Origin of the sequence: Streptomyces sp. NPDC015131, assembly GCF_043079975.1 — a bacterium.
Lineage (GTDB): Bacteria > Actinomycetota > Actinomycetes > Streptomycetales > Streptomycetaceae > Streptomyces.
This window is the reverse complement of sequence record NZ_JBIBVB010000002.1, coordinates 552,234-575,694: the sequence shown is the minus strand read 5'-3', so window position 1 is coordinate 575,694 and position 23,461 is coordinate 552,234. Positions and strand designations below refer to the sequence as shown.

The following is a 23,461-nucleotide window of genomic DNA, read 5'->3' as shown; positions in this document are numbered from 1 at the left end:
GGCGGCGGGCGGCGGAAGAACGGTCGCGTGCATGATCGGCACCCTACGGGGCGGGGCGGCGGACCGGCAACGCCGTTCGGGACGGCGACCGGCTTGGCTCAAGATCGTCTTTCGGCGACGATCGTCGTCGGCCAGGCTGCTCGTACGCGGCACGCACGGGCCCGGCGCCACGCACGCCGGGTGTGATCGGATGGAACCATGACGAGGACCCTGTACCTGTTCTGCTCGGCCGCGCCGCCCGTCTTCGAGGTGGCCGGCGCCATCGAGGCCGCCCAGAGCCGCGGTTGGGACGTGTGCCTCGGACTGACCCCCACCGCCGCCCAGTGGCTCGCGGACAGCCTCGACGGGCTCGCCGCGCTCACCGGACACCCCGTGCGGTACGCCTACGGGATGCCGGGCCAGCCGGAACCGTGGCCCCGGGCGGACGTCATGCTGTTCGCCCCCGCCACCTTCAACTCGCTGAACGAATGGGCCCTCGGGCTCACCGCGAAGTTCACCGTGGGCGCCCTCGCCCAGGGCCTCGGGTGCGGTGTCCCCACCGTGGTCGTGCCGTGCTTCGACGACGCGTACGCCCGCCACCCCGCCTTCGGTACGTCGGTGGCGACGCTCCGGACGGCCGGCGCGACCGTCCTGTACGGCACCGAGGCCGACCCCCGCCCCGAGCCCGGCGCCTTCCCCTGGGCCGCCGCCCTGGACGCCGTGGAGGGCGCGCCGTGGGTGCCGGGCCGGATCTGACGCGTACGGTCCGGATCGCCGTCTCGGACCGTACGGGCCGTGCCGCGCCGCCCGGCCACCCCGAGGCGTACGAGATCGGCGACCCGGGCGAGGTGCGGGAGGTGCTGTCCGGGCTCGCCGGGTGGACCGGGCCGGAGGACTTCGTCTGCATGTGCCGCGGCTCGCACGGCCTGACGCTGTACGACGCCGCCGGGCGGGCCGTCCGCACCCTGGACGTGCACGAGGCCCCGCCCCTGCTCGACCCGGCCGCCCCCGGGTCGATCCCGGCGCGGCACCGGACCGCCTGGGCAGCCGCCGCACCGGGGCCGCTGCGCGGTTACGCCGACGGCTGGGCGTACGGCCGCCCGCCCGCGCCCGGTGCGGTGGCTGACGTGCCGCTGGAACTGGTCCTCGCCTGGCTCGGCGCCCCGCCGCCCGGCGACGGCGCCGGCACCTGGGGCGCGGCGCGGCGGATCGCCCGGCTCGCGCCCCTCGCCGTGCTGGACGCCGCGCCCACGGCCGACGTCGCCCGCGCCGCGCCCCGCGCCGGGACGGCGGGCCTCGACGGGGCGGTGGAGTTCTTCGCGAGCGAGCACTTCACCGCCCGCCACCCCAAGAAACGGCGGGTCGCCGCGGACGTCCGCGACCTGCTCGTACGGCACGCCCGCACGAGCCGTCCCCAGCACGTGGCGGTGCTGGAACGACGGCTCCTGCGGGCTCGGGGCTGATGCCGCTCGTCAGGAGTTGGGGCGCTTGCCGTGGTTCGCGGGCCGCCTCTTGCGGGCCCGGCGCTTGTTGCCTCGCTTCGACATGATGCGTACCTCCTCCCTGTCCACTCTAGGTTCGGCCCGTGCGCCGCGCAGCGGGCCCCGGACCGCGCGTGCGACGGAGCACGTCGTCGTGGGACCGCCGTGCGCCCTCCCGGCCCGCCGCGCCGGGGCGGGACGCTGCCGTCAGGACATCCGGCGGAGACCAGGAGGCGTCATGGCTCGTACACAGTCCGTCTGCGGCGCGCGCACCAAGCACGGGGGCCGCTGCCGGCGGCTCGCCATGGTGGGCGCCTCGCGGTGCAACCTGCACCGGGGGGACTGGGCCACGTACACCATCGAACGGGACCGGGAGCGGGCCCGCAGGCGGCGCAAGCGGTGACCCGGGGGCACGGGCGGGCGCACACTGGAGGCATGTGCCGCAGCATCAAGACCCTCCGCCCGCCCGTGCTCCCCACCGAGGCCACCGAGGACGACATCCGCGCCGCAGCCCTCCAGTACGTGCGGAAGGTGTCCGGCTTCCGGGCGCCGGCCGCGCACAACCGGGAGGTGTTCGACCGGGCCGTGGACGAGGTCGCCGACGCGACCCGCCGCCTCCTGGACGACCTGGAGGTCCGGGGCGCCACCACCCGGCCCGCGCAGGGCTAGGACGCCGCCGCCGGCGCGGAGGTCTCCACCGCGGGGGCCGCGGCCGGCGCCGGGACCGCCACCACCGTCCGGCTCACCGGGCGGCGGATGACGTGCACGGCCAGCGCGCCCGCCAGGAAGAGGGCGAGGACCGACACCGCCACCCCCGTCCAGGCGCCCAGCCACTGGCCGCCGAAGTAGCCGAGGGCCACGCTGTACGAGGCCCACGCCACGCCCGCGAGCGCGGACCACGGCAGGAACTGGCCCGCCCGGCGGCGGGCCGCGCCCGCGCCGAGCGACACCACCGAGCGCCCGGCCGGGGCGAACCGCGCGATGACCACCAGCGCCCCGCCGCCCCGCGCCAGGGCCGCGCCGAGACGTTCCTGCGCCGCGGTCAGCCGCCGCGAGCGGCCGAGCAGCCGGTGCAGCCGGGACCGGCCGCGCCAGGCGAGCCGGTAGGCGAGGACGTCTCCCAGCAGGGAGGCGCCGGCCGCGCAGAGCGTCAGCCCGAGCAGGGAGCCGTCACCGGTCGCGGCGGCGGTCGCGGCGGTGATGACCAGGATGCCGCTGGGCAGCACGGGCAGGAACACGTCCAGTACGACGGACATGGTGACGGCCGCGTACATCCATGGGCCCGCGGCCACGCTTTCGAGCACCTTCACTCCCCGGTCCCGTGGAGCCGGTCCCGAGGAGCGGGCGGCCGGCCAGGCCGAAAGCGTACGCCGGAAGCGGGCCGGGCCGGTCACCAGGCCACCCGGTCACCCCCACCCCGGCCGCCCGGCCACAGAACCGGAGCGCGCCGCGACCGCCCGGCCGGAGCCGCGCGGCCGCGGCGCGGGGCGCGTTACGCGGTGACCGGCTCGCGCTTGCGGTCGTCCGCGCGCGTGGCGGAGAACAGACCGCCCAGCGCGAGCGCGCCCGGGCCGGTGAAGACCAGCAGGAGCATGGACCAGCAGTACATGACGGACAGTTCGCCGTTGTTCTCCAGCGGGAAGAGGCCCGTCGGCTGGTGCACCTTGAAGTAGGCGTACGCCATGGCGCCCGACGAGATGAACGCGGCGGTACGCGTGCCGAGGCCCAGCAGCACCAGCGCGCCGCCGACGAGTTCGATGACGGCCGCGTACCAGCCGGGCCAGGTCCCGGCGGGGACCGTGCCGCCGGTGCCGCCCGCGCCGCCGAGGACGCCGAAGAGCGAGGCGGCGCCGTGGCACAGGAAGAGCAGGCCGACGACCATCCGGAACAGTCCGAGCGCGTACGGACGGTACTGATCGAGGCGCGCGGTGATCTGGGGCATGGGAGTCCTTCGGTTGGGGACGGAACCGATGGGGCTCACGTTAGGCAGACCTAATCAATACTTGCAAGTTCAACATTCGGTCGTTCCGGTGCCGTCCCCGCGCGCGTGCGGACGCTTTCCAGGGCGGCACGGGCCACCGCGTCGGTGTCCGCCAGGGTCACCGAGTCCACGCCCGGCCGGGCGCCGGCCGCCGTCACCCAGTGCACCCCCTCGGTGGGCACGCCCAGGGCGAACACCGCCCGGTGGGCGCGCCCCTGACCGTTGATCAGGCGGTACGGGGACGGCGTCACGTCCAGCCCGCCGGTGTCGTAGCCGTCCACGACGTGGGTGCGGCACTGCCCGGACGCCAGCATCCCGGCGAGCAGCGGGTCCCCGGTGCGCCGGACGTCCGGCTCCGGCAGCCGGGCCTCGATCAGGGTGGTGGCCGCCACCGCGGAGCCCGGCACGTCGGGCGAGTCCGCGACGAAGGCGCCGTTCTCCGGGCGCACCCGCATCCGGGGGCCGACCACCCGCAGGACGCCCGCCTCCAGCAGGGCCGTCATCTCCTCGATCCGGCGGCGGGGCGGCCCGATCGAGAGGAACGCGTTCAGCGGCGTGTACCAGCCGTCGAGGTGGTCCCGCCGCGAGGCGCCCGGCAGTCCCGCGTGGTCGACGATCAGCCGCAGCTCGTTGCGGATGTCGCGCAGCACGTCCAGCGCGGCCTTCAGGGGGCCGGCCACATTGCCGAGCGCCGCCTCGGCCGCGTCCCGGCGCAGATGGGCCAGCAGCCAGGAGCGGAAGTCGCCGGGCGAGCGGAAGGTCCGCCCGGCGTACGGGCGGCAGATCCGCTCCCAGGACCACCGGTCGCCGGGCGCCACCCCGTGGGCGTCGAGGGTGGCCTCGGGGTCGGTCAGGAAACCGGTGCGGAAGCCGCGCGGGCGCTTCAGCAGCGCGTCGTAGTACGTCGCCTCCACCTCCCGGGCGACCAGTGGCCAGATCTCGCCCCTGAAGTCGGGCGGGTCGCCCGCCTCCGCGCGCCTGCGGAACGCGGCGATCACCCGGGGCGTCAGCAGCAGCGGCTCGTGCCGCGCGGACGCGCCCTTCTCGTTGTCGCCGCGCGCCTGGTACGGCACCCCGCGCCGCGAACCGGCGTACAGCAGCGGCTCCCGGCCCGAGGGGCGGTAGACGCACCGGCCCCCGCCGTCCCGGACGAAGACACCGCCCCGGCCCTCGGTGAGGAGCGCCATGTGGTCGAAGAAGTTCAGACCGAGGCCGCGCAGCAGCACCGGCTCGCCGGGCGCGACCGGCGCCAGGTCGAGGTCGGCCGGGTTGGCGGGCGGGAGGTGGCGCAGGCCGTGCCGGGCCGCGTACGCGCCGAGTTCCGCCGCCGCCGGGTCCTGCGCTGCCGGGAGGTGGCCCTGGGCGAGGACGACCGCGCCGAGGCCGGTGAGGACGGTGCCGTCGTCCAGGTGCAGCGACTGCGGCCCGGTGCCCTCCAGGCGTACGGCCCGCGCCGGGTGCGTCCGCACGGTCACCTCGGGCGGCGCCGTGGCCACCGCGCGCGTGAACGCCCATTCCAGATAGGCGCCGTAGAGGGCGCGACTGGGGTAGTCGTCGGGGCCCAGCCGGTACGAGCGGGAGGCGGCCCACTCGTAGAGGCTCGGCCCCCGGCGTATCGGGCCCGCGCAGCGCACGCTCTCGTCGGTGAACACCGTCACCTGGCACGCCACCGTGTTCATCAGCAGCTCGCCGGGCTGGTCGGTGCGCCAGACCCGGCCCGCGCCCGGCGGGGCCGGGTCGACGACGTGCACGGTCAGCGGGGTGCCAGGGGCCAGGTCCGGGACGGAGGCGCAGAGCCGTTCGAGTACGGAGGTGCCTCGGGGGCCGGCACCGACCAGGGCTATCGCGGACGGAACTTCGGACGACGAGAACGACAAGACTCGGACTCCCGGGGCAGGGTGCGTAGCCGGCGCTGCCGGGTGCGGCGGCAGGCGAGTGCTCATCATGCCTGTGCCGCCGTTCACACCGAACCCCTGGCCGGAGGATCACCATCCGCTATGGGCGGGATTGCGAGGGGCCTGAACCGGACGTTCACCGGACATTCACAGCCGGGGGCGGACGGGACGACCGCCCCCCGGCTACGCCCCCAGCAGCCCCTTCGGTCAAGCCCCCATCACGCCCTCGGCCAAGCCCCCATACGGCCTCTCAGTGGCCCCTCAGTGGCCGTCCGTCAGGCTCCGCTCGTGCACCGTGCGCAGGACGGCCCGGGAGCGGTCGCGGCCGCGGGCGGCCGCCTGGTCCAGCCGGAGCGACGCCGACCGGCCGCGCAGGGTCAGCGTCATCAGCTGGTTGCCGAACCACGGCCCGCCCGTCCGGCGCCAGTCGGTCTCGATGGGCCCGACCCGGGCGTGCCGCCGCAGGCCGTGCCCGATCCACCGCCCCAGGCGGCTCCAGCTCAGCCGGAACGCCACCCGCAGCGGCGCCGGGATCCCGTTGTGCACGGGCGAGCAGGTCAGCTGGAGGATCCGGGAGCCCGTGCCCGGCACCTCCGGCTCGGCCACGTACGCGTGGTGGACGTCGCCCGACAGGACGCACACCGTCGCGGGGGCGCCCGGGCCCCGGCCCGTCCGGGCGAGCAGCCGCGTCAGCCGGTCGAACGAGTCGGGGAAGGCGGCCCAGTGCTCCAGGTCCGCGGCCCGGCGCACCTTCTCCGCCAGCCGCGCCCACCGGGGGCCGCGCGCCCCGCGGCACAGCGCGGCGTTCCACGTCTCGGCGTCGTGCATCATCGGCGCCAGGAGCCACGGCAGCGAGGCCCCGATCAGCAGGTGGTCGCAGTCGTCGCCGTCCTTGGGCATCTGCGCGACCAGCCACCGGTCCTCGTCCTCGTCGTGCATCGCGCGGTGCCGCTCGTCCAGTACCCGGCCCGCCCGGGTGTCCAGCATCACCAGCCGCGTACGCCCGAAGTCCCGCCGGTAGCTCCACCGCACGTTGGCCGGGTCCTCGTCCGCCTCCTCGGCGAACCGGCGCAGCAGCTCCGTGCCGTCCCCGGCCTCGCGCACCGCCGCGTACAGCCGGTCGGTCTCCAGCTCGTCGAGCGAGAGGTTGCCCAGGTGCTGGTAGACCCAGTACGACATCAGCCCGCTCAGGATGCGCTCGCGCCACCAGCCGGTGCGCCGCATGTCGGCCACCCAGGACGCGCTGGTGTTCCAGTCGTCGATCACGTCGTGGTCGTCGAAGATCATGCAGCTGGGGACGGTGGACAGCAGCCACCGCACGCCCGGGTCGAGCCAGGACTCGTCATAGAGGTGGGTGTACTCCTCGTAGTCGGCGACCTGGGCCCCCGGTGGCTCGCTCAGGTCGCGCCGGCGGGCCAGCCACTCGCGGGTCGCCTTCGACGTCTCGTCCGCGTACACCTGGTCGCCCAGCAGGAGCAGGACGTCGGGGCGTACGGCGTCGGGGTCGGAGGCCAGCCGGGTGGCGAGGGTGTCGAGGGCGTCCGGGCCGACCGGGTCCTCGCCGCCGGCGGGCGGCGCCGCCCAGCGGCACGACCCGAAGGAGACGCGCACCTCGGAGGTGTCCGGCCGGGGCGCCGTGATGGTGCTGGCGGGGTAGCGCCGCCCGGGCTCGTCGGGCGGCCACACGGTCCGGTCGTCGAGCAGCACCTCGTACGCGGTGGTCGTCCCGGGCGTGAGACCGGTGACGGCGATCAGCGCGTAGTGGTGCCCGGCGACCGTGAAGGTGTGCGCGCTGCCCCCGGCGCCGTCCGCGCACCGGACCGTGGCCGTGCAGGGGCGCTCGGTCTCGACCCAGACCGTGGCCCGGTCGCCGCGCTCCCAGTCGACATACCGCAGGAGCGGCCCCATCCGCAGTCCGGCTGTCATGCCCGGCCACCTCCGTGGACGTCGTCGTCGGCGCCGGAGTCCCACGCTCCGCCGTTCCGTCCGTACCTCTGTACGGTACGGGGCCGCGGAGGGTCAAGGAACCGGAGGCGGCCACCGGCGGTCGCCGGCAGCCGCACGGGACCGGTCGGCAGGACCGGTCAGCAGCCGTTGAGCACCGACTGGAGCGCGCTCTTCTCCGCCGTGTCCACGGTGAGCTTCCAGTGGTGCTTCACCTGCACCCACATCCGGGCGTAGGTGCAGCGGTACGCGGTGCGCGAGGGCATCCACTCGGCGGGGTCGAGGTCGCCCTTGGCCTGGTTGACGTTGTCCGTGACCGCGATGAGCTGCGGGCGGGTGAGGTCGTTGGCGAACGCCTGGCGCTGCGGGGTGGTCCAGGCACTGGCGCCCGAGCGCCACGCCTCGGAGAGGGCCACGACGTGGTCGATGTCGAGGTCGGACGCCGCGCTCCAGGTGGCGCCGTCGTACTCGGAGTACCAGGTGCCGCTGGTGGCGGCGCAGCTGGAGTCCTGGACGACGTTCACGCCGTCCCGCTTGAGGACCACTTCACGGGTGTTGCAGGCGCCCGACTGGGTGCTCCAGTGCGGGAAGAGGTCCCGGTCGTAGCCGCTGGAGGAACCTTCCGCCCTCACCGTCAGCTGGCCCAGGTAGGCGCGGGCGGTCGCGGCGCTGACGGGGGTGGGCGGGGCGGCCTGGGCGGCGGGGGCGGTGGCCAGGACGCCGGTGGCGGTGAGAGCTGCGGAGGCGGCGAGCACGGCTATTCGACGCGCGTAGACACCGGACATGGGTAACTCCCTGAGTGTGTGGGGGCGGTGGCCGGCTGCCGGTGCGGGCAGCCCGGTCATCGTGGCGGCGCCAGGTGACCCCGGGGGATGCGCCGGGTTACAGAGTGGCGACATGAGCACGTCACTACAAGGGGTGTGCCCGCTTTCTGACGCCCCGGCACCCGCCTTGCCCGGCTTTAGGGTTGACGTGTGCTCCTGCCCGTCAATGCCGTGTTCGCGGCCGTTCTGGCCGTCCTGCTCGCCGTCGCCGCCACCGTCGTGGCCCTCGCCCACCTCCGGGCGCCCCGCGAGATCGTCACGGCGGGGGTGCGGGCCGCCGCGCAACTGGCCGCCGTCTCGCTCGTCATCGGGTGGGTCGTCCGCGCGCTGCCCGCGCTGCTCGCCTTCCTGCTCCTGATGTACGCCGTGGCCGTCCGCACCGCCGGGCGGCGCGTCACCTCCAACGGCACCTGGTGGTGGGCCGCCGTGCCCCTCGCGGCCGGGGTCGGCCCCGTGGTCCTCGCGCTGGTGCTGTCCGGGCTGGTCCCGCTGCGGGGCATCACCCTGGTCCCAGTGGCCGGCATCCTCATCGGCGGCGCCCTCACCGCGACGGTGCTGGGCGGCCGGCGCGCCCTGGACGAGCTGGCCACCCGGCACGGCGAGGTGGAGGCGGGGCTGGCGCTCGGGCTGTCCGACCGGGACGCGCGGCTGGAGGTGGCCAGGGAGGCGGCGGCGGACGCGCTGCTGCCGGGGCTCGACCAGACCCGGACGGTCGGGCTGGTCACGTTGCCGGGCGCCTTCGTCGGCATGCTGCTGGGCGGGGCGTCACCGCTGGAGGCGGGGGCCGTGCAGCTCTTCGTGCTGGTGGGGCTGATGGCCGTGCAGGCGGTCGCGGTCGCGGTGGTGCTGGAGCTCGTCGCCCGGGGCCGGCTGCACCGGCACGCCCCCGAGCCGGAGGGCGGGGCCGCCGGGCCGGAGTCGGACACGGACGCGGGCGCGCCGGGCGGCTGACCGCGCCCGGGCCCGTCCCCGCGTCCGACCGGGGGCCGTCCGGAGGGGCGAGGCGGATCGGGGGCCGTCCGCTCGGGCGAGGCGGATCGGGGGCCGTCCGGTCGGGCGAGGCGGGTCGGGGGCCGTTCGGAGGGGCGGGACGCCGGTCGCGTACCCTGGACGGAGCAGAAGGGGAGTAGCTCTTCGCCGGAACGTCGACATACTGCTGGGCCCCCGGGCCCGGCCGGCGCCCGGAGGCACGCCGTCGAGGCGGGCCGGCGAGACCTTCGGCAACAGCAGTGCCATGCCCGTACCCCGTACCCATGGTGCCGCCGAGCCGGAGCGACCCCTGACACGTCTCTCGGTACGGCGGTGCCCGACCGATCGAGGAACCACCCGTGCTCAGTCTCACCATCATGGCGATCACCTTCGGCGTCGTCTTCCTCGCCGAACTGCCCGACAAGACCGCCCTCGCCGGCCTGATGCTGGGCACCCGCTACCGGGCGTCCTACGTCTTCGCGGGCGTCGCCGCCGCCTTCGTCGTCCATGTGGTGCTCGCCGTCGCCGCCGGCAGCGTCCTGACCCTGCTCCCGCACCGGCTGGTGCAGGCGTTGGTCGGCGTGCTGTTCCTGGCCGGCGCGGCGATGCTGCTGCTGAAGAAGGGGGACGAGGACGAGGAGCGGATCAAGGCCCCGGCCGACCAGTCCTTCTGGAGGGTGTCCGGGGCGGGCTTCATGCTCATCCTGGTCGCGGAGTTCGGCGACCTGACGCAGATCATGACGGCCAACCTGGCCGCCCGCTACGACAATCCGCTGTCCGTGGGCATCGGCGCGGTCCTCGCCCTCTGGGCGGTCGCCGGCATCGGCATCCTGGGCGGTCGCACGCTGATGAAGTACGTCCCCCTGCGGCTGATCACCCGGGTCGCCGCCTGCCTGATGCTGGCGCTGGCGGGCTTCAGCCTGTACGAGGCGCTGGCGCCGTAGGGCGCCGCGGCGCTCAGGCCCCGGTGATGCGGAGGCGGATCGTCCCGGCGGAATCCGCCTCCACGCGTACGTGCGTCAGGTCCGGCACCAGGACGTCGGGGCCGAAGGCGCCCGCTCGCGGGCCGACGCCCACCACGCGCATCCCGGCGGCCTGCCCGGCCCGGATGCCCGCCTCGGAGTCCTCGAACACCACGCACTGGGCGGGGTCGAAGCCCAGCTCGGCCGCGCCCTTGAGGAACCCCTCCGGGTCCGGCTTGCTGGCGCCCACCCGCTCGGCGGTCACCCGCACCCGCGGCATGGGGAGCCCGGCCGCGCCCATCCGGGCCCGGGCGAGGGCCTCGTCGGCGGAGGTGACCAGGGCGTGCGGGAGCGCGGCGACGGCGGCCATGAAGGCGGCCGCGCCTCCGATCGGTACGACGCCGTCCAGGTCGGCGGTCTCCTCGGCGAGCATCGCCCGGTTGTCGGCGTGGTTCTGCTCCATGGGCCGGTCCGGGAGGAGGACGGCCATCGTGGCGTACCCCTGGCGGCCGTGGACGACCTTGAGGGCCTCCTCGGGGTCCAGCCCGTGGCGGATCGCCCAGCGGCGCCAGCAGCGCTCGACCACCGCGTCCGAGTTCACGAGCGTGCCGTCCATGTCGAGCAGGAGGGCGCCGGCGGTCAGGACGGAGGTGGCGGGGGCGGCCGGCATCGGCGTCTCCAGGGGAGTGGGGGAGGGGGGTACGCAGTGGCCCGCCCGCCGGTCAGGGTTGTACGGGCGGGACCACTTTGTTCCTTCACGATACAAAACCGGTTCGCCGAACGCCAGTCCGATCATGGGGTCAGCGGGAAGCGGGGGCCGCGCCCTCAGTGCCGGCCGTACGTCTCCGCCTCCAGCCACCGGCGGGTCTCCGGCCCGTAGACCCCCCACCCGTCGCTCCACAGGTCGCGGGCCTGCTGGTACTCGGCCACGCCCCACTCCACGCCCTCGTTGAAGCGGCCGTTCATCGGCCCGTCGTACAGCCCCGCCGACCGCAGCCGGTACTGCAGCTCGGTGACCTCCGGCCCCCGGTCGCCCCGCCGCAGCGTCACCGCCTCCTCCTCGTCCGGCCCCGGGTCGGGCACCCGGCTGCGGGACGGCGCGGGCGCACCCCCCGAGCCGCCGGGGCCGGGGCCCGGGCCGCCCGCCGACGGGGGCCGCGACCCGGACGCCGTCCCCGGCCCCGGCGCACCCGTGGCCGGGGCGCCGGAAGCGGCGGACGAGGCGCGCAGCGACGCCGAGGGCGTCGGGGCGGAGGCGGACGGCGAGGCCGGGGCGGACGGTGACGGCGACCCGGACCGCGAGGCGCCGGGGGACGGGGACCCCGACGGCGACGACGGGCCCGACGGGGACCCGGACGCCCGCGGCGGGCCCTCGGGAGCGTCGCTCGGCCACCCCGCCGAGCTGGGCGCCACGTCGGGCAGCGCCCGGTCGGCGTCGCCGCCCCCGCCGAACAGCCCGCCCGCGAGGCCGGCCGCGCCCACCACCGCGACGACCGCCACCACCGCGCCGGCCACCGCGTACGGGCGGCGGGCCCTGCCGCGGGACCGCGCCTCGGCCCGGGCCCGCGCCCGGGCCCCGGCGCGCGCCCCGTGCACGGGGGCGAGGTCCGCCGGTGCCACCAGCTCGGGCTCCAGCGCCACATAGAGCGGCATCGTCGCGCCCCGCGGCTCCCGGCCCTCCGCCGCGCCCAACGGCTCACCGGCGTCCCACACGCCCCGCGGCTCCCGGCCCTCCGCCGTGCCCAACGGCTCACCGGCGTCCCACGCGCCCCGCGGCTCCCCGGCGTCCCACGCGCCCTGCGGCTCACCGGCGTCCCGGGTCGCCCGGGCGCAGTCGCAGGTGCCGTCGCCGCCGCCCGGGCCGTGGCCGGCCTCGCCGCCCCGCCCGTCGTCCCCGCACACAGGACAGTCGTGTCCCTTCACCGTGGGCCCCTCCCCTCGAACTGCGAGCGATTATGCAGCCCGCCCGCACACCGGAGGACCTCCGTCCACCCTCCCGTCGCCGTTCGGCGGGCCGTTTCGGGACGAAGCGCCCAGCATGGGATGAGCGGAGCGGAGCAGGGGTACGGCAGGCCCGCGGCACGACGAGGGAGAGGGAGACACCATGGCGCAGGAAGTGACCACCCCGGCCACCGGCCCCGCTCCGGGGGAGGGGCACAGCCGGCGCACCGTCCTGGTGGCCATCGGCGCCCTCCTGCTCGGCATGCTGCTGGCGGCGCTCGACCAGACCATCGTCTCCACCGCCCTGCCGACCATCGTCAGCGAACTGGGCGGCATGGAGCACCTGTCCTGGGTCGTCACCGCCTACATGCTGGCGTCCACCGCGGGCACCCCGCTGTGGGGGAAGCTCGGCGACCAGTACGGCCGCAAGAAGCTCTTCCAGGCGGCCATCGTCATCTTCCTGGCCGGCTCCGCGCTGTGCGGCATCGCGCAGAACATGCCGCAGCTCATCGCCTTCCGCGCCGTGCAGGGCCTGGGCGGCGGCGGCCTCATGGTGCTGTCCATGGCGATCGTCGGGGACCTGGTGTCCCCCCGCGAACGCGGCAAGTATCAGGGGCTCTTCGGAGCCGTCTTCGGCGCGACCAGCATCCTCGGGCCGCTCCTGGGCGGGCTGTTCACCGAACACCTCTCCTGGCGCTGGGTGTTCTACATCAACCTCCCCATCGGTGTCGTCGCCCTCTTCGTCATCGCGGCGGTCCTGCACATCCCGGTGCGCGCCGCCCGGCACACCATCGACTACCTCGGCACCCTCCTCATCGCGTCGGTCGCCACCTGCCTCGTCCTGGTGGCCTCCCTCGGCGGCACCACCTGGGCCTGGGGATCGCCCCAGATCATCGGATTGGCCGTGGTGGGTGCGGTGCTGCTCGTCTGGTTCGTGCGCGTCGAACGCCGCGCCGCCGAACCGGTGCTGCCGCTGAAGCTCTTCCGGATCCGCACCTTCACGCTCGTCTCCGTCATCAGCTTCATCGTCGGCTTCGCCATGTTCGGCGCGATGACCTATCTGCCGACCTTCCTCCAGGTCGTCCGGGGCGTCACCCCGACCATGTCCGGGGTGCACATGCTGCCGATGGTGCTCGGCATGCTGCTGACCTCCACCGCGTCCGGCCAGATCGTCAGCCGCACCGGCCGCTGGAAGGTCTTCCCGATCCTCGGCACCGCCGTCACCGCCGCCGGGCTGCTCCTGCTGCACCGGCTGAAGGAGACCAGCTCCGACGGCGAGATGAGCCTGTACTTCTTCGTCTTCGGCGCCGGACTGGGCCTGGTCATGCAGGTCCTGGTGCTGGTGGTGCAGAACGCCGTCGCGTACGAGGACCTGGGCGTCGCCACCTCGGGCGCCACCTTCTTCCGCTCCATCGGCGCGTCCTTCGGCGTCGCCATCTTCGGCACCGTCTTCACCAACCGGCTCACCGGCAAACTCTCCGACGCCCTCGCCGGGCGCGAACTGCCGCCGGGCGCCGGACCGGACCAGCTGGCCGCCGACCCGCGCGCCGTCGCGGAGCTGCCGCCCGACCTGCGGTCCGGGGTGCTGCACGCGTACGCCACCTCGATCACCGACGTCTTCCTGTACGCGTCCCCGGTCGTCCTGCTCGCCTTCCTGATCGCCTGGCTGCTCAAGGAGGACCGGCTGCGGGGCGCCGTCACCGCGCCCGACCCCAGCCAGACCGTGGCCTCCAACCCCGTCGAGCGCTCCTCGTACGACGAGTGCGCCCGCGCCCTGTCGGTGCTCGGCTCCCGCGAGGGACGCAAGGCGATCTACGAGACGATCACCGCCCGCGCCGGGCTGGACCTGCTGCCCGCCGCGAGCTGGCTGCTGCTGCGCGTCCGGCGCCACGGCACCGTGGAGCCCGCGCGGCTCGCCGACACCACGCCCGTACCGATCCGGTTCATCACCGAGGCGGCCCGGCAGCTGGAGGAACGCCGCCTGGTGCGCCGGATCGGCCTCCAGCTGGTGCTCACCGAGGAGGGCGTGGGCGTGGCCACCCGGCTGGCGCACGCCCGTGAGGAGTCCCTCGCGGAGCTGCTCGGCGACTGGTGGGGGCCCGACCGGCCGACCGACCTGGTGCAGCTGGTCGAGGAGCTGACCGCCGAGCTGTGCGGCTCCCGGCGCGAGCGGCCCCGCGCGGTCGAGGTGCGCCGCAACCACACCGCCCGCCGCCCGGACGGCCGGGGCGGCCCGGCGGCCTGACGGTCAGCCCTTCCGCTCCGGCCACTCGCGGGCGAGTACCGCGTACACGTACTCGCTGCCCCACCGGTCCCCGTCGAGGTCGTTCTCGACCAAATGCGCCTCCCGCCGCATGCCCAGGCGCTCGCAGACCCGCGCCGACGCGGTGTTCAGGACGTCGAGCCGGGCGAAGACCCGGTGCGCTCCCAGCTGTGCGAAGGCCACCGAGACGAGCGCGCGGGCCGCCTCGGTGGCGTAGCCCCGGCGGGTGTGCCGGGGGGCGAAGACCCAGCCGATCTCCGCCTGCCCGGCCCGGGCGGCGGTCAGGGTGAGGACCACCTCGCCGATCACGGCGGCCGGTTCCTCCGCCCGGCACACGGCCAGCAGCAGGACGTCGCCGTCGTTCTCCCAGGCGCTCCCGGCCGCCCGCGCGGCGATGACCTCCGCGCAGGCGGCGCGGGTGAGCGGCGGGCGGTAGAGGTGGCGGGCGACCTCGGGCAGCGACTGGTACGCGAACCGGTCGTCGGTGTCCTCGGCCGTGAACCGCCGCAGGACCAGCCGTTCGGTCGTGATCCGCTCCGGAACGTGCCGCCCTCCGGTCGTGATCCGCTCCGGAACGTCCCGTCCTCCGGCGCTCATCGGACCTCCCCCGTGCCGTGCGCGTCGAGTTCCTTGCCGTACCAGACCTCCATGTACGGCCCCTCGCAGTATGCCGGGATCTCCCGGTAGCCGCAGCGCGTGTACAGGGCCCGCGCCTCCACCAGGTCCAGCCGGGTGTTGAGCACCACGCGCCGCGCGCCGAGCCCGGCGGCGGCCGACTCCAGCGCGTCCATCAGCAGCGCGGCGCCGCCGGTCCCGCGGTGGGCGTGGCGGACGAACACCCGGGTCAGCTCGGCCCGTTCGGCGTCCAGCAGCGCCACCCCGCCGCACGCCGCGGGCACCCCGCCGGCCCGGCCGACCACGAACCGCCCGGTGGGCGGGGCGAGCCGGCCGAGGCCCTCGGTGAGGATGCCCTCGTCGATCTCCTCGTCCGCGACCGGCCGGCCGTAGTAGCGGCTCGCCACGTCGCGGTAGTAGTCCAGGCGCAGGGCGGTGGCGTCCGCCGTGTCGTAACGCTCGTGGCACACGGTCCAGTTCGTCCTGATCATGTGCTGTGCCTAGGGTCTGTCGTTTGGGTCAGGCTGGGTCAGTGAGCGGGGTCTGGTGCGTGCAGATGCAAGGCGGAGGAGGGAGCCACTGCGGAGCATTGGCGACCGACGACAACGCCGCAGATGTGCGTGCCAGGGCACGCGAGCCCAGCAAGATCCGAACGACAGACCCTAGCCCACCTGCCCGCTGTTTGGCCAACGGTTTTGCGGCAACACGCCCGTCCAGACAGAGAGCTGTGCACGTCAAAGAGCTGTGAACATCACCGACCCCTGGATCGAGGGAAGACAGTCATGTCCACTGTCCTGATTGTCGTCGCCCTGGTCGTCGTCTTCGCCGCCGTGGTCGCCGCCGTGCTGTACGCGGGCCCCGGCAAGGGCGCCGGCCGGCGCGGCCGAGGATTGAAGCGGCGGTTCGGCCCCGAGTACGAGCGGACGGTCGCCCGTCACGACGGCGACACCAAGGCCGCCGAACGCGAACTCGCCGAGCGGGTCCGGCTCCACGGCGACCTGCGGGCCCGCCCGCTGTCGCGTGAGGCCCGCGAGCAGTACGTGGCCCTGTGGGCCGGTCTCCAGGAGCAGTTCGTCGACGCCCCGCGCCAGGCCGTCACCGAGGCGGACCGGCTGCTGGCGCGGCTGGCCGAGGACCGGGGCTTCCCGGCGGCCGCCGCGTACGAGGAGCAGGTCACCGCGCTGTCGGTGCACCACGCCTCCTACGTCGACGGCTACCGCCGGGTGCACCGCGCCGCGCGGCTGGAGGGCGGCGACCCGCACGCCGGCACCGAGGAGCTGCGCTCCGCGATGGTCGAGGCGCGGCGCCTGTTCGAGGAGCTGGTGACCGAGCGCGCCGAGGACCGGCACGACCGTGCCCCGCGTGGCCGGACCGAGGGCCGCAACCACCGGGTCCACGCCCCGTGGCCGAAGGGCGGTGCCGCCTGATGGCCCCCCAGAAGCCGACCGGTGCCGACGCCGGCGTCCCCCGCGAGCCCGGCACCCCGAACCCGCACCCCCCGGTGCCCCCCGTGGCCCCGGTGACCCCCGTGCCCCTGGGCGACCCGTCGGCCCACGCCGCACCCGCCGCCCCCGGCTCCCCGCCCCCCACGCAGGACCCGCACGGCACGCGCGCGACGCCCGGCACCCCCGCGCCGCACGACACGTCCAAGCCCCCGGTGGCACCCGGCACGCCGGACCCGCGCGGCACGGGGGCCGTACCCGAGCCGCACGCCGCACCCGACCCGTACGCGCCTCACGGCACGCACCACGACCCGCACACCGGCCACGGCAACGCGCCCGCCCCGGCCGGGGATCACCGGGCCGGCCGGGGCGGGGGCGTGAGCGGGGTGTCCGAGCCGCTGGTGGCGCGGGAGCTGCGGGACGAGCTGGGGCAGCGGCTGCAGCAGGCGCTCTCCGGATTCGTCGACAGCCCCCAGCGCTCGGTGAAGGAGGCCGCCGCGGTCCTGGACGACGCGGCCGACCACCTCACCTCCGCCCTGGACGAGCACCGGCGCACCCTGCGCTCCGACTGGGGCGAGGAGGACCACTCCCGGGAGCCGGACACGGAACGGCTGCGCGTCACGCTCCAGGCGTACCGCGCCATGGCCGAGCGCCTGCTGCACGTCTGACGCCCGGCCGGGGCCGGCCCCGGCCGGTCACTCCACCACGCGGGCCAGCAGCATCCCGTCGTAACCCTTCCCTCCCACCGTCTGGATCGCCGTCGCGTCCAGCCGGGGGTCCCGGGCCACCAGGTCCATCAGTTCACGCGTCGCGGTCACCGCCGGGTCCGTCGAGGACTCGTCGGTGACCGCGCCGCCGCGTACGACGTTGTCGACCACGATCAGGCCGCCCGGCCGGGTGAGCCGCAGCGCCCACTCCACGTACCGGGGGTTGTTCGGCTTGTCGGCGTCGACGAAGACCATGTCGAACGGGACGGCCGGGTCCGCGACCAGGTCCGGCAGGGTGTCCAGGGCGGCGCCCGGCCGCACGTCCGCCACCTTGTCCAGCCCGGCCCGCGCCAGGTTCGCGCGGGCCACGCCCACGTGTTCCGGGTTGTGCTCCAGCGTGATCAGCCGGCCGTCCTCGGGCAGCGCCCGCGCGAGCCACATGGTGCTGTATCCGCCGAGCGTGCCGATCTCCAGAATCGTCCGCGCGCCCAGCAGCCTGGCGAGCAGGTGCAGCAGCTTCCCCTGCGGCGCCGTCACCCCGATCGCGGGCAGCCCCGCCGCCTCGCTGTCGGTGAGGGCGGCGGCCAGCGCCTCGTCGGCCGGGGCCAGCATGTCGGTCAGGTAGTCGTCCACGGCGGTCCATCGATCTTGGTTCATCCGCCGAACGTACGCCACGCCCGCACCACCGGACAGCACATGACCGGCCGTGTCACCAAATCCCGGACGCCTCAGGCCCGTTCGGTGCCCGGCGCGGCACCCTCCGCGCCCCCGAAGGCGACCTCGGCGCCGAAGGCGGCCCGCCGGGTGGCGCGGCGGAGCGCCTTCAGGACCGTCGGGCCGACCGTCACCACCAGGACCACCGTCAGCGTCGCCCGCCCCAGGTCCCAGCCCAGCGACGTCGCCGCGCAGTACGCCAGGAACCGGACCAGGTTGTCGGCCAGGGGGTCACCGGGCCGGAACGAGACACCGCTGCCGATGCCCTGGAGCAGCACCCAGCCCTGGAGGTTCATCACCGTCCCGTACGCGAACGCCGCCACCGCCCCGTACAGCGCGAGCATCAGCAGCTCCGCCCGCCCCCGCAGCCGCACCGGCCCCGGCAGCAGCCCGGCGCCCATGGTGAACCAGCCCATCGCCAGCATCTGGAACGGCATCCACGGGCCCACCCCGCCGGTCAGCAGCGCCGACGCGAACATCGTCACCGCGCCCAGCACGAATCCGAAGCCGGGCCCCAGCACCCGGCCGCTCAGCACCATCAGGAAGAACATGGGTTCCAGGCCCGCCGTCCCCGCGCCGAGCGGGCGCAGCGCCGCCCCCACCGCCGCCAGCACGCCCAGCATGGCCACCGCCTTGGCGTCCATGCCGCAGTCCGCGATGGTGGCCACCACGACCGCCACCAGCAGCGGCAGCAGCAGGGCCAGCAGCCAGGGCGCGTCGGCCCCGCGGCCCGCCAGCACCGATCCGGCGTCGGCGAGGAGCGGCCAGCCGAAGGCGACCACCCCGATGGCGCTGATCAGGACGAGCGCGGCCACCGAGCGGGGCCCGAGCCGCACCGGGCGGGTGTTCACAGCGCCGCCTCCACCTGGGAGACGGTCAGCCACGGCCCGGGCGCCAGGATCTTCGCCACCTGCGGGGCGAAGGCCGGCGAGGAGACGACGACCTCGTGCGTCGGGCCGTCCGCGACGATCTCCCCGTCCGCCAGGATCACCACCCGGTGCGCCAGTTCGGCCGCCAGCTCCACGTCGTGGGTCGCCATCACGATGGCGTGCCCGCCGGCGGCGAGCCCCTTCAGGACGCCCGCCAGCCGGGCCTTCGCCGCGTAGTCGAGGCCCCGGGTCGGCTCGTCCAGCAGCAGCAGCGGGGGCCGCGCGGTCAGCACCACGGCGAGCGCCAGGGCCAGCCGCTGCCCCTCGGACAGGTCCCGGGGGTGGACGTCGTCGCCGACGCCCGGGAGCAGCTCCGTCACCATGGCCCGGCAGGTGCCGGGCGCGGCGCCCGCGTCGGCGTCGGCGGCCGCGCACTCGGCGGCCACCGTGTCGGCGTACAGCAGGTCGCGGGGCTCCTGGGGGACCAGGCCGACGTGCCGGATCAGCTCTCGCGGCGGGGTGCGGCGCGGCACCAGGCCGCCCGCGAGGACGGTGCCCGACGCGGGCTCCACCATCCCCACCAGCGCCCCGAGCAGGGTCGACTTGCCGGCGCCGTTGCGGCCCATCAGCGCCACGGTCTCCCCGGCGCGCACCTCCAGCCCGACGTTCCGCAGCGCCTCCACCCGGCCGCGCCGCACCGCCAGCGCGCGGACCTCCGCGACCGCCTCCCGGCCGTCCCCGGACGGCGCCGGTCCGCCGCGCCTCCGCAGCAGGCGGCCCAGGCCCGGCCGCGCCCCGGCCGCCGGGGCCGCAGGGGCGGGAGCGGGCCCCGCACCGGCGGGCGCGGGCTCCGGCGCGCGCCCCGCGAGCCGCTCGCGCAGGCCGCCCGCGCGGCGCCGGGCGTCGCGCACCGACAGCGGCAGCGGGTCCCAGCCGGCGAGCCGGCCCAGGGCGACCACCGGCGGGTGCACCGGCGAGACGGCCATCACCCCGGCCGGCGGCCCGGTGACCACGGGCGCGCCGGGGGCGGGCAACAGGGCGACCCGGTCGGCGTACTGGACGACGCGCTCCAGCCGGTGCTCGGCCATCAGGACCGTGGTGCCCAGGTCGTGCACCAGGCGCTGGAGCACCGCGAGAACCTCCTCCGCGGCGGCCGGGTCCAGCGCGGACGTCGGCTCGTCCAGCACCAGCACGCGCGGGTGCGGGGTGAGCACCGAGCCGATGGCGACCCGCTGCTGCTGGCCGCCCGACAGGGTGGCGATGGGACGGTCGCGCAGGTCCGCGAGGCCCAGCAGGTCGAGAGTCTCCTCCACGCGCCGCCGCATCACGGCGGGCGCCAGGCCCAGCGACTCCATCCCGTAGGCGAGTTCGTCCTCGACGGTGTCGGTGACGAAGTGGGCGAGCGGGTCCTGGCCCACGGTGCCCACCACGTCGGCCAGTTCACGGGGCTTGTGCGTGCGGGTGTCACGGTCGGCGACGGTGACCCGGCCGTGCAGGGTGCCGCCGGTGAAGTGCGGGACGAGGCCCGACACCGCGTTCAGCAGCGTCGACTTGCCCACCCCCGACGGGCCCACCAGCAGCACCAGTTCGCCCTCCGGGACGGTGAGGTCCACCCCGGCCAGCGTGGGCGCGGCGGCGTCGGCGTACGTCACCGACACGTTCTCGAACCGGATCACTCGGACTCCTTCGGCAGCGGGGCCACGAACGCGGGCACCAGGCCCACCAGGACGGACAGCGCCGGCCACAGCGGCAGCGCGGGCCACGTCAGCGGGACGACACCGGGGTGCAGCGCCTCCGGGTCGGCCGCGATCATCAGGGCGGCGACCGCCGCGCCCGACCCGGCCACCAGCCAGGACCGGGCGCCCCACCGGTCGGGCCGGTAGCGGGTGCGCACCGAGCGGCGCCCGCCCAGCCGCAGCCCCGCCAGCGCCAGGACCACCCCGGCGCCGGTGAGCGGCACGGCGTAGCCGCCCCCGGAGGCGGCCAGCAGCCCGTAGGCGCCGACGCACACCGCGAGCAGCCCGCCGAGGGTCAGCGCGGCCGTGGCCCGCCGCACCGCGCGCGGCACCGGCGCGGTCCGCCCGTAGCCGCGGGCGTCCATCGACGCGGCGACCGCCACCGACCGCTCCAGGGCGCCCTCCAGCACTGGCAGCCCCACCTGGAGGACCGCCCGCACCCCGCCCGTGGGCCGCCCGCGCAGCCGCCGCGCGGTCCGCAGCCGCGCCACGTCGGCCACCAGGTTCGGCGCGAACGTCATCGCCACGACCACGGCCACCCCCGCCTCGTACAGGGCGCCCGGCAGCGACTTCAGCAGCCGCGCCGGATTGGCGAGCGCGTTGGCGGCGCCCACGCAGATCAGCAGCGTGGCCAGCTTCGCCCCGTCGTACAGGGCGAAGACGAGTTGCTCGGCCGTGACCCGGCCGCCGATCCGGATGCCCTGCGCCCAGTCGGGCAGCGGCACCTCCGGCAGGGTCACCAGCAGGTGCGTGCCGGGGATGGGCGAGCCGAGGAGCACCGAGAAGACCAGCCGGATGACGAGGACCGCCAGGCCCAGCTTGACGAACGCCCCGTACGACCGGGCCCAGGGCGCGTCGGTGCGGCGGGCCGCCACCACGTACCCGGCCACCCCCACCAGCAGCGCCAGCAGCAGCGGGTTGGTGGTGCGGGACGCGGCGACGGCCAGGCCCAGGGCCCACAGCCACCAGGCGCCCGCGTGCAGGGCGTTGGAGCGGTTCGCCTCGGGGGCGCGCAGCCCCGCGGGGCGGGGGCTCACCGGCGGCGTCGGCGGGCCTGCCAGACGGCGGCTGCGCCCAGGACGGCGACCGCCGCCAGGCCGGCCGCGACGCCGACGGACGGGCCCGCCCCGCCGTCCCGCCCGTCGGCCGCGGCGTCCTGGTCACCGCCCGGCGACGCGGTGGCGTCCGGGCGGGCGGGCGTGCCCGTCGGGGCCGGGGACGCCGGGGTCGAGACCTGCTCCCCGCAACCCGTCCTCGGGTAGCCGGAGATCGCGCACAGCAGCGCCTGGTTGTTGTACCGCAGGGGCTTGGCGACGGCCGCGAGGGCGTCCGCGCCGGTCGCGTCCTTCCCCACCCGGGCGCAGGCCGAGCGCGGGGCGGGGGGCCGGCTGCCGTCGTCCGGGGCATCGGCGGCCGTGCCGAAGTCGATGACGACACCGACGCGCTTGGTGCCGTCCTTCGCCGGGGTGGAGGCGCAGATGGCGTCGAAGTCCGGGGCCCGGCGGGGCCGCTGGGCGTCCTGCGTGCCGGCGCTCACCGCGAACCGGTAGCCGTTGACCTCGCCGTCGGCGGGCCGGGCGGTGGCCGGGCCCTGGGTGGCGTACGTCCAGGCGCCGCCGTCGCTCTCCCAGTACGACCAGTAGCGGTAGCCCGCAGCCTGGGCCGGGCCGGCCAGGCCGAGCAGCAGCGCGCAGACGGCGAGCAGCGGGGCGAGGATCCGGCGGCCCGTCATCGCTGCTGCGCCTTCCGCCGGCGCCCGCTCACCAGGAAGCCGATGCCCATGCCGGCGACCAGGACGACCGCGACGGCCAGCCAGATGCCGAAGCCGGCGTCCTCGTCCTCGGCCGACTTGGCGGCCGACTCCGCCGCGTTGTCCGCCGCGGACTCCTTCGCCGCCGCCGAGCCGTCCGAACCGGGCGCCGTCTCCTTCGCGGGCCCCGACCGCTCGCGCGGCGCCGGGGGGCCGGACGCGGGCGCGGGGCCGGTGGCGTCGAGCTGCTTCACGAGGTCGACGCCGCCGAAGTCGCGGGCGTCCGCGCCGGCCGTGTGGGCGGCGAGGATCAGCTGGGCCCAGGCGGCGGGCCCGCTCTCCTTCGCCCACGGGACGGCGTTCTTCTCCAGCCAGCCGAGGGACGTGCGCGCCGCCTGCGTCTGGCCGGCCGCGCCGAGCGCGATCACCGCGTCGGCGGTGTTGCCGAAGTCGGGCTGCGGCGCGGTGGTGGCGGCGCCGGGCATCGGCGGCAGGTCGAGGTGGCCGGTGCGGGCGAGGGCGCCGGTCAGGTAGGCGGCGCCGTTGCGGGCGGCGCGCTCCGCCGTCGGCTCGGCCTGCCGCTCGCAGGTGGGCGGCTGCTCGGTCCGTACGCCCCGGGTCTGGAGGTCCTTGCCGAGCCCGGCCAGCACCGCGGCGGCGGTGGCATCGCCGTTCGCCACCAGGGCGCCGGTCTTGGGGTCGGGCTGGTAGGCGAAGGCGCCCGCGCCCTGCTTGGCGTCGCAGGGGATGGCGAAGCGCAGCAGCGCGTCGTACGGGGTCTTCCCGGCCTTGGACTCGATGTCGCCGGGGCGGTGGCCGAGGGCGGCGAGGGAGCTGATGACGAGGGACGTCGAGTTGGCGTCGCTGGGCGAGCCGGGGTTGTAGCCCCAGCCGCCGTCCGGGTTCTGCACGCCCTTGAGCCAGGCGGCGCCCGCGTCCATGGCCTTGCTCACCGGGTCGGTGCCCGGCTTGTCGGCCTCCGGCCGGTCGACGCCGGACAGCGCCTGCACGGCGACGGCGGTGGCGTTGGTGTCCAGCACCGTCTTCGGGTCGCAGGTCCGGGCCGGGTCGGGCCGGTAGGAGGCGAAGCCGCCGCTGTCGCACTGCTGCCCCATCAGCCAGGACACGGCCGAGCGGCTGGGCTCGACGCCCGACACCTGCTGGGCCATGAAGGCGAGCGACTGCCGCCACACCCCGTCGTACGTCGGGTCCTTCGTGCCGTACAGGCCGGCCGGGACGGCGGGGGAGGGGGACGGGGCGGGCGACGGCGCCGCGTGGGCTGCCGGGACACCGCCGGACAGCATGACGGCGGCCGCGGCGAGGGCCGCGGCGCCGTGGCGGACGCGAACGGTGGTCATGGGCTTCGTGCCTCTCCTGCGGCGGGCCGGA

At 76.0% G+C, this 23,461-nt stretch carries 25 protein-coding genes; 9 read left to right on the top strand and 16 right to left on the bottom strand.

What is annotated here, in order from left to right:
* Window positions 1–198: 198 nt before the first annotated feature.
* Window positions 199–735: a flavoprotein gene (locus ACF08D_RS08030; RefSeq protein ID WP_392221709.1), complete on the top strand. Its 537-nt coding sequence runs from the start codon at window positions 199–201 to the stop codon at window positions 733–735.
* Window positions 714–1,442 carry a hypothetical protein gene (locus ACF08D_RS08025; RefSeq protein ID WP_392221708.1) on the top strand — a complete coding sequence of 243 codons (729 nt, stop codon included), beginning with the start codon at window positions 714–716 and terminating at the stop codon, window positions 1,440–1,442. The genes ACF08D_RS08030 and ACF08D_RS08025 overlap by 22 nt, the downstream gene beginning before the upstream one ends.
* 9 nt (window positions 1,443–1,451) lie before the next feature.
* Here the strand turns inward: ACF08D_RS08025 and ACF08D_RS08020 are convergent, their stop codons facing one another.
* Entirely contained in the window at window positions 1,452–1,526 is a 75-nt protein-coding gene (locus ACF08D_RS08020) for a 50S ribosomal protein bL37 (RefSeq protein WP_392222337.1), read from the bottom strand.
* Window positions 1,527–1,698: 172 nt separating this feature from the next.
* On the opposite strand from ACF08D_RS08020, the gene ACF08D_RS08015 reads away from it, so the two are divergent.
* On the top strand, window positions 1,699–1,863 hold the full coding sequence (locus tag ACF08D_RS08015; protein WP_392221707.1) for a hypothetical protein: 165 nt from the start codon (window positions 1,699–1,701) through the stop codon (window positions 1,861–1,863).
* A gap of 32 nt (window positions 1,864–1,895) precedes the next feature.
* On the top strand, window positions 1,896–2,129 hold the full coding sequence (locus ACF08D_RS08010; protein WP_392221706.1) for a DUF2277 domain-containing protein: 234 nt from the start codon (window positions 1,896–1,898) through the stop codon (window positions 2,127–2,129).
* Here ACF08D_RS08010 and ACF08D_RS08005 read toward each other — a convergent pair.
* From ACF08D_RS08005 to ACF08D_RS07985, 5 genes are all read right to left on the bottom strand, one after another.
* Window positions 2,126–2,764, bottom strand: coding sequence for a DedA family protein (locus ACF08D_RS08005; protein WP_392221705.1), 639 nt, complete (start codon window positions 2,762–2,764; stop codon window positions 2,126–2,128). The two genes, ACF08D_RS08010 and ACF08D_RS08005, sit on opposite strands and share 4 nt — an antisense overlap.
* Window positions 2,765–2,952: 188 nt before the next feature.
* Window positions 2,953–3,402, bottom strand: a complete 450-nt coding sequence (locus ACF08D_RS08000) for a DoxX family protein (RefSeq protein WP_392221704.1) — start codon at window positions 3,400–3,402, stop codon at window positions 2,953–2,955.
* A gap of 50 nt (window positions 3,403–3,452) precedes the next feature.
* A complete protein-coding gene (locus tag ACF08D_RS07995) occupies window positions 3,453–5,318 on the bottom strand; it encodes an FAD/NAD(P)-binding protein (RefSeq protein ID WP_392221703.1) in 1,866 nt (621 codons plus the stop codon).
* A gap of 279 nt (window positions 5,319–5,597) precedes the next feature.
* A complete protein-coding gene (locus ACF08D_RS07990) occupies window positions 5,598–7,262 on the bottom strand; it encodes an alkaline phosphatase D family protein (RefSeq protein ID WP_392221702.1) in 1,665 nt (554 codons plus the stop codon).
* 158 nt (window positions 7,263–7,420) lie between these two features.
* Window positions 7,421–8,065: an HNH endonuclease family protein gene (locus ACF08D_RS07985; RefSeq protein ID WP_392221701.1), complete on the bottom strand. Its 645-nt coding sequence runs from the start codon at window positions 8,063–8,065 to the stop codon at window positions 7,421–7,423.
* A 189-nt stretch (window positions 8,066–8,254) separates the two neighbouring features.
* Here ACF08D_RS07985 and ACF08D_RS07980 point away from each other — a divergent pair, with 189 nt between their 5' ends.
* Window positions 8,255–9,055 (top strand): ABC transporter permease, encoded by an 801-nt coding sequence (locus tag ACF08D_RS07980; RefSeq protein WP_392221700.1) that lies wholly within the window; start codon window positions 8,255–8,257, stop codon window positions 9,053–9,055.
* A 377-nt stretch (window positions 9,056–9,432) separates the two neighbouring features.
* Window positions 9,433–10,017, top strand: coding sequence for a TMEM165/GDT1 family protein (locus ACF08D_RS07975; RefSeq protein ID WP_392221699.1), 585 nt, complete (start codon window positions 9,433–9,435; stop codon window positions 10,015–10,017).
* 13 nt (window positions 10,018–10,030) lie between these two features.
* Here the strand turns inward: ACF08D_RS07975 and ACF08D_RS07970 are convergent, their stop codons facing one another.
* On the bottom strand, window positions 10,031–10,705 hold the full coding sequence (locus ACF08D_RS07970) for an HAD-IA family hydrolase (RefSeq protein WP_392221698.1): 675 nt from the start codon (window positions 10,703–10,705) through the stop codon (window positions 10,031–10,033).
* A 155-nt stretch (window positions 10,706–10,860) separates the two neighbouring features.
* On the bottom strand, window positions 10,861–11,937 hold the full coding sequence (locus ACF08D_RS07965; RefSeq protein ID WP_392221697.1) for a peptidoglycan-binding protein: 1,077 nt from the start codon (window positions 11,935–11,937) through the stop codon (window positions 10,861–10,863).
* A gap of 202 nt (window positions 11,938–12,139) precedes the next feature.
* On the opposite strand from ACF08D_RS07965, the gene ACF08D_RS07960 reads away from it, so the two are divergent.
* Window positions 12,140–14,221 carry a DHA2 family efflux MFS transporter permease subunit gene (locus ACF08D_RS07960; RefSeq protein ID WP_392221696.1) on the top strand — a complete coding sequence of 694 codons (2,082 nt, stop codon included), beginning with the start codon at window positions 12,140–12,142 and terminating at the stop codon, window positions 14,219–14,221.
* 3 nt (window positions 14,222–14,224) lie between these two features.
* Here ACF08D_RS07960 and ACF08D_RS07955 read toward each other — a convergent pair whose 3' ends face one another.
* Both ACF08D_RS07955 and ACF08D_RS07950 read right to left on the bottom strand, forming a co-directional pair.
* Window positions 14,225–14,836 (bottom strand): GNAT family N-acetyltransferase, encoded by a 612-nt coding sequence (locus ACF08D_RS07955; protein ID WP_392221695.1) that lies wholly within the window; start codon window positions 14,834–14,836, stop codon window positions 14,225–14,227.
* Entirely contained in the window at window positions 14,833–15,345 is a 513-nt protein-coding gene (locus tag ACF08D_RS07950) for a GNAT family N-acetyltransferase (RefSeq protein ID WP_392221694.1), read from the bottom strand. Before ACF08D_RS07950 ends, ACF08D_RS07955 begins: the two co-directional genes overlap by 4 nt.
* 291 nt (window positions 15,346–15,636) lie before the next feature.
* Here ACF08D_RS07950 and ACF08D_RS07945 point away from each other — a divergent pair, with 291 nt between their 5' ends.
* A complete protein-coding gene (locus ACF08D_RS07945; protein ID WP_392221693.1) occupies window positions 15,637–16,281 on the top strand; it encodes a hypothetical protein in 645 nt (214 codons plus the stop codon).
* A complete protein-coding gene (locus tag ACF08D_RS07940; RefSeq protein ID WP_392221692.1) occupies window positions 16,281–16,964 on the top strand; it encodes a hypothetical protein in 684 nt (227 codons plus the stop codon). The genes ACF08D_RS07945 and ACF08D_RS07940 overlap by 1 nt, the downstream gene beginning before the upstream one ends.
* 27 nt (window positions 16,965–16,991) lie before the next feature.
* Here the strand turns inward: ACF08D_RS07940 and ACF08D_RS07935 are convergent, their stop codons facing one another.
* The 6 genes from ACF08D_RS07935 to ACF08D_RS07910 all read right to left on the bottom strand — a co-directional run bounded on the left by ACF08D_RS07935 (window position 16,992) and on the right by ACF08D_RS07910 (window position 23,430).
* Complete coding sequence (locus ACF08D_RS07935) at window positions 16,992–17,660, bottom strand: O-methyltransferase (RefSeq protein WP_392221691.1); 669 nt, start codon at window positions 17,658–17,660, stop codon at window positions 16,992–16,994.
* A gap of 71 nt (window positions 17,661–17,731) precedes the next feature.
* The gene (locus ACF08D_RS07930; protein WP_392221690.1) at window positions 17,732–18,568 is read right to left on the bottom strand and encodes an ECF transporter S component; all 837 of its coding nucleotides are present in this window, start codon (window positions 18,566–18,568) and stop codon (window positions 17,732–17,734) included.
* On the bottom strand, window positions 18,565–20,262 hold the full coding sequence (locus ACF08D_RS07925) for an ABC transporter ATP-binding protein (protein ID WP_392221689.1): 1,698 nt from the start codon (window positions 20,260–20,262) through the stop codon (window positions 18,565–18,567). The genes ACF08D_RS07930 and ACF08D_RS07925 overlap by 4 nt, the downstream gene beginning before the upstream one ends.
* Complete coding sequence (locus ACF08D_RS07920) at window positions 20,259–21,359, bottom strand: energy-coupling factor transporter transmembrane protein EcfT (RefSeq protein WP_392221688.1); 1,101 nt, start codon at window positions 21,357–21,359, stop codon at window positions 20,259–20,261. Before ACF08D_RS07920 ends, ACF08D_RS07925 begins: the two co-directional genes overlap by 4 nt.
* On the bottom strand, window positions 21,356–22,054 hold the full coding sequence (locus ACF08D_RS07915; RefSeq protein WP_392221687.1) for an SCO2322 family protein: 699 nt from the start codon (window positions 22,052–22,054) through the stop codon (window positions 21,356–21,358). Before ACF08D_RS07915 ends, ACF08D_RS07920 begins: the two co-directional genes overlap by 4 nt.
* Entirely contained in the window at window positions 22,051–23,430 is a 1,380-nt protein-coding gene (locus tag ACF08D_RS07910; protein WP_392221686.1) for a prenyltransferase/squalene oxidase repeat-containing protein, read from the bottom strand. The genes ACF08D_RS07915 and ACF08D_RS07910 overlap by 4 nt, the downstream gene beginning before the upstream one ends.
* Window positions 23,431–23,461: the final 31 nt, after the last annotated feature.

Excerpts from the sequence above, each read along its gene's own strand:
- ACF08D_RS07990 (WP_392221702.1), bottom strand. The coding sequence starts at position 7,262 with ATGACAGCCGGACTGCGGATGGGGCCGCTCCTGCGGTATGTCGACTGG.
- ACF08D_RS07945 (WP_392221693.1), top strand. The coding sequence starts at position 15,637 with ATGTCCACTGTCCTGATTGTCGTCGCCCTGGTCGTCGTCTTCGCCGCC.
- ACF08D_RS07950 (WP_392221694.1), bottom strand. The coding sequence starts at position 15,345 with ATGATCAGGACGAACTGGACCGTGTGCCACGAGCGTTACGACACGGCG.
- ACF08D_RS08000 (WP_392221704.1), bottom strand. The coding sequence starts at position 3,402 with ATGCCCCAGATCACCGCGCGCCTCGATCAGTACCGTCCGTACGCGCTC.
- ACF08D_RS08030 (WP_392221709.1), top strand. The coding sequence starts at position 199 with ATGACGAGGACCCTGTACCTGTTCTGCTCGGCCGCGCCGCCCGTCTTC.
- ACF08D_RS07910 (WP_392221686.1), bottom strand. The coding sequence starts at position 23,430 with ATGACCACCGTTCGCGTCCGCCACGGCGCCGCGGCCCTCGCCGCGGCC.
- ACF08D_RS07955 (WP_392221695.1), bottom strand. The coding sequence starts at position 14,836 with ATGAGCGCCGGAGGACGGGACGTTCCGGAGCGGATCACGACCGGAGGG.
- ACF08D_RS07935 (WP_392221691.1), bottom strand. The coding sequence starts at position 17,660 with ATGAACCAAGATCGATGGACCGCCGTGGACGACTACCTGACCGACATG.
- ACF08D_RS07985 (WP_392221701.1), bottom strand. The coding sequence starts at position 8,065 with ATGTCCGGTGTCTACGCGCGTCGAATAGCCGTGCTCGCCGCCTCCGCA.
- ACF08D_RS07940 (WP_392221692.1), top strand. The coding sequence starts at position 16,281 with ATGGCCCCCCAGAAGCCGACCGGTGCCGACGCCGGCGTCCCCCGCGAG.
- ACF08D_RS08015 (WP_392221707.1), top strand. The coding sequence starts at position 1,699 with ATGGCTCGTACACAGTCCGTCTGCGGCGCGCGCACCAAGCACGGGGGC.
- ACF08D_RS07970 (WP_392221698.1), bottom strand. The coding sequence starts at position 10,705 with ATGCCGGCCGCCCCCGCCACCTCCGTCCTGACCGCCGGCGCCCTCCTG.
- ACF08D_RS07915 (WP_392221687.1), bottom strand. The coding sequence starts at position 22,054 with ATGACGGGCCGCCGGATCCTCGCCCCGCTGCTCGCCGTCTGCGCGCTG.
- ACF08D_RS07960 (WP_392221696.1), top strand. The coding sequence starts at position 12,140 with ATGGCGCAGGAAGTGACCACCCCGGCCACCGGCCCCGCTCCGGGGGAG.
- ACF08D_RS08010 (WP_392221706.1), top strand. The coding sequence starts at position 1,896 with ATGTGCCGCAGCATCAAGACCCTCCGCCCGCCCGTGCTCCCCACCGAG.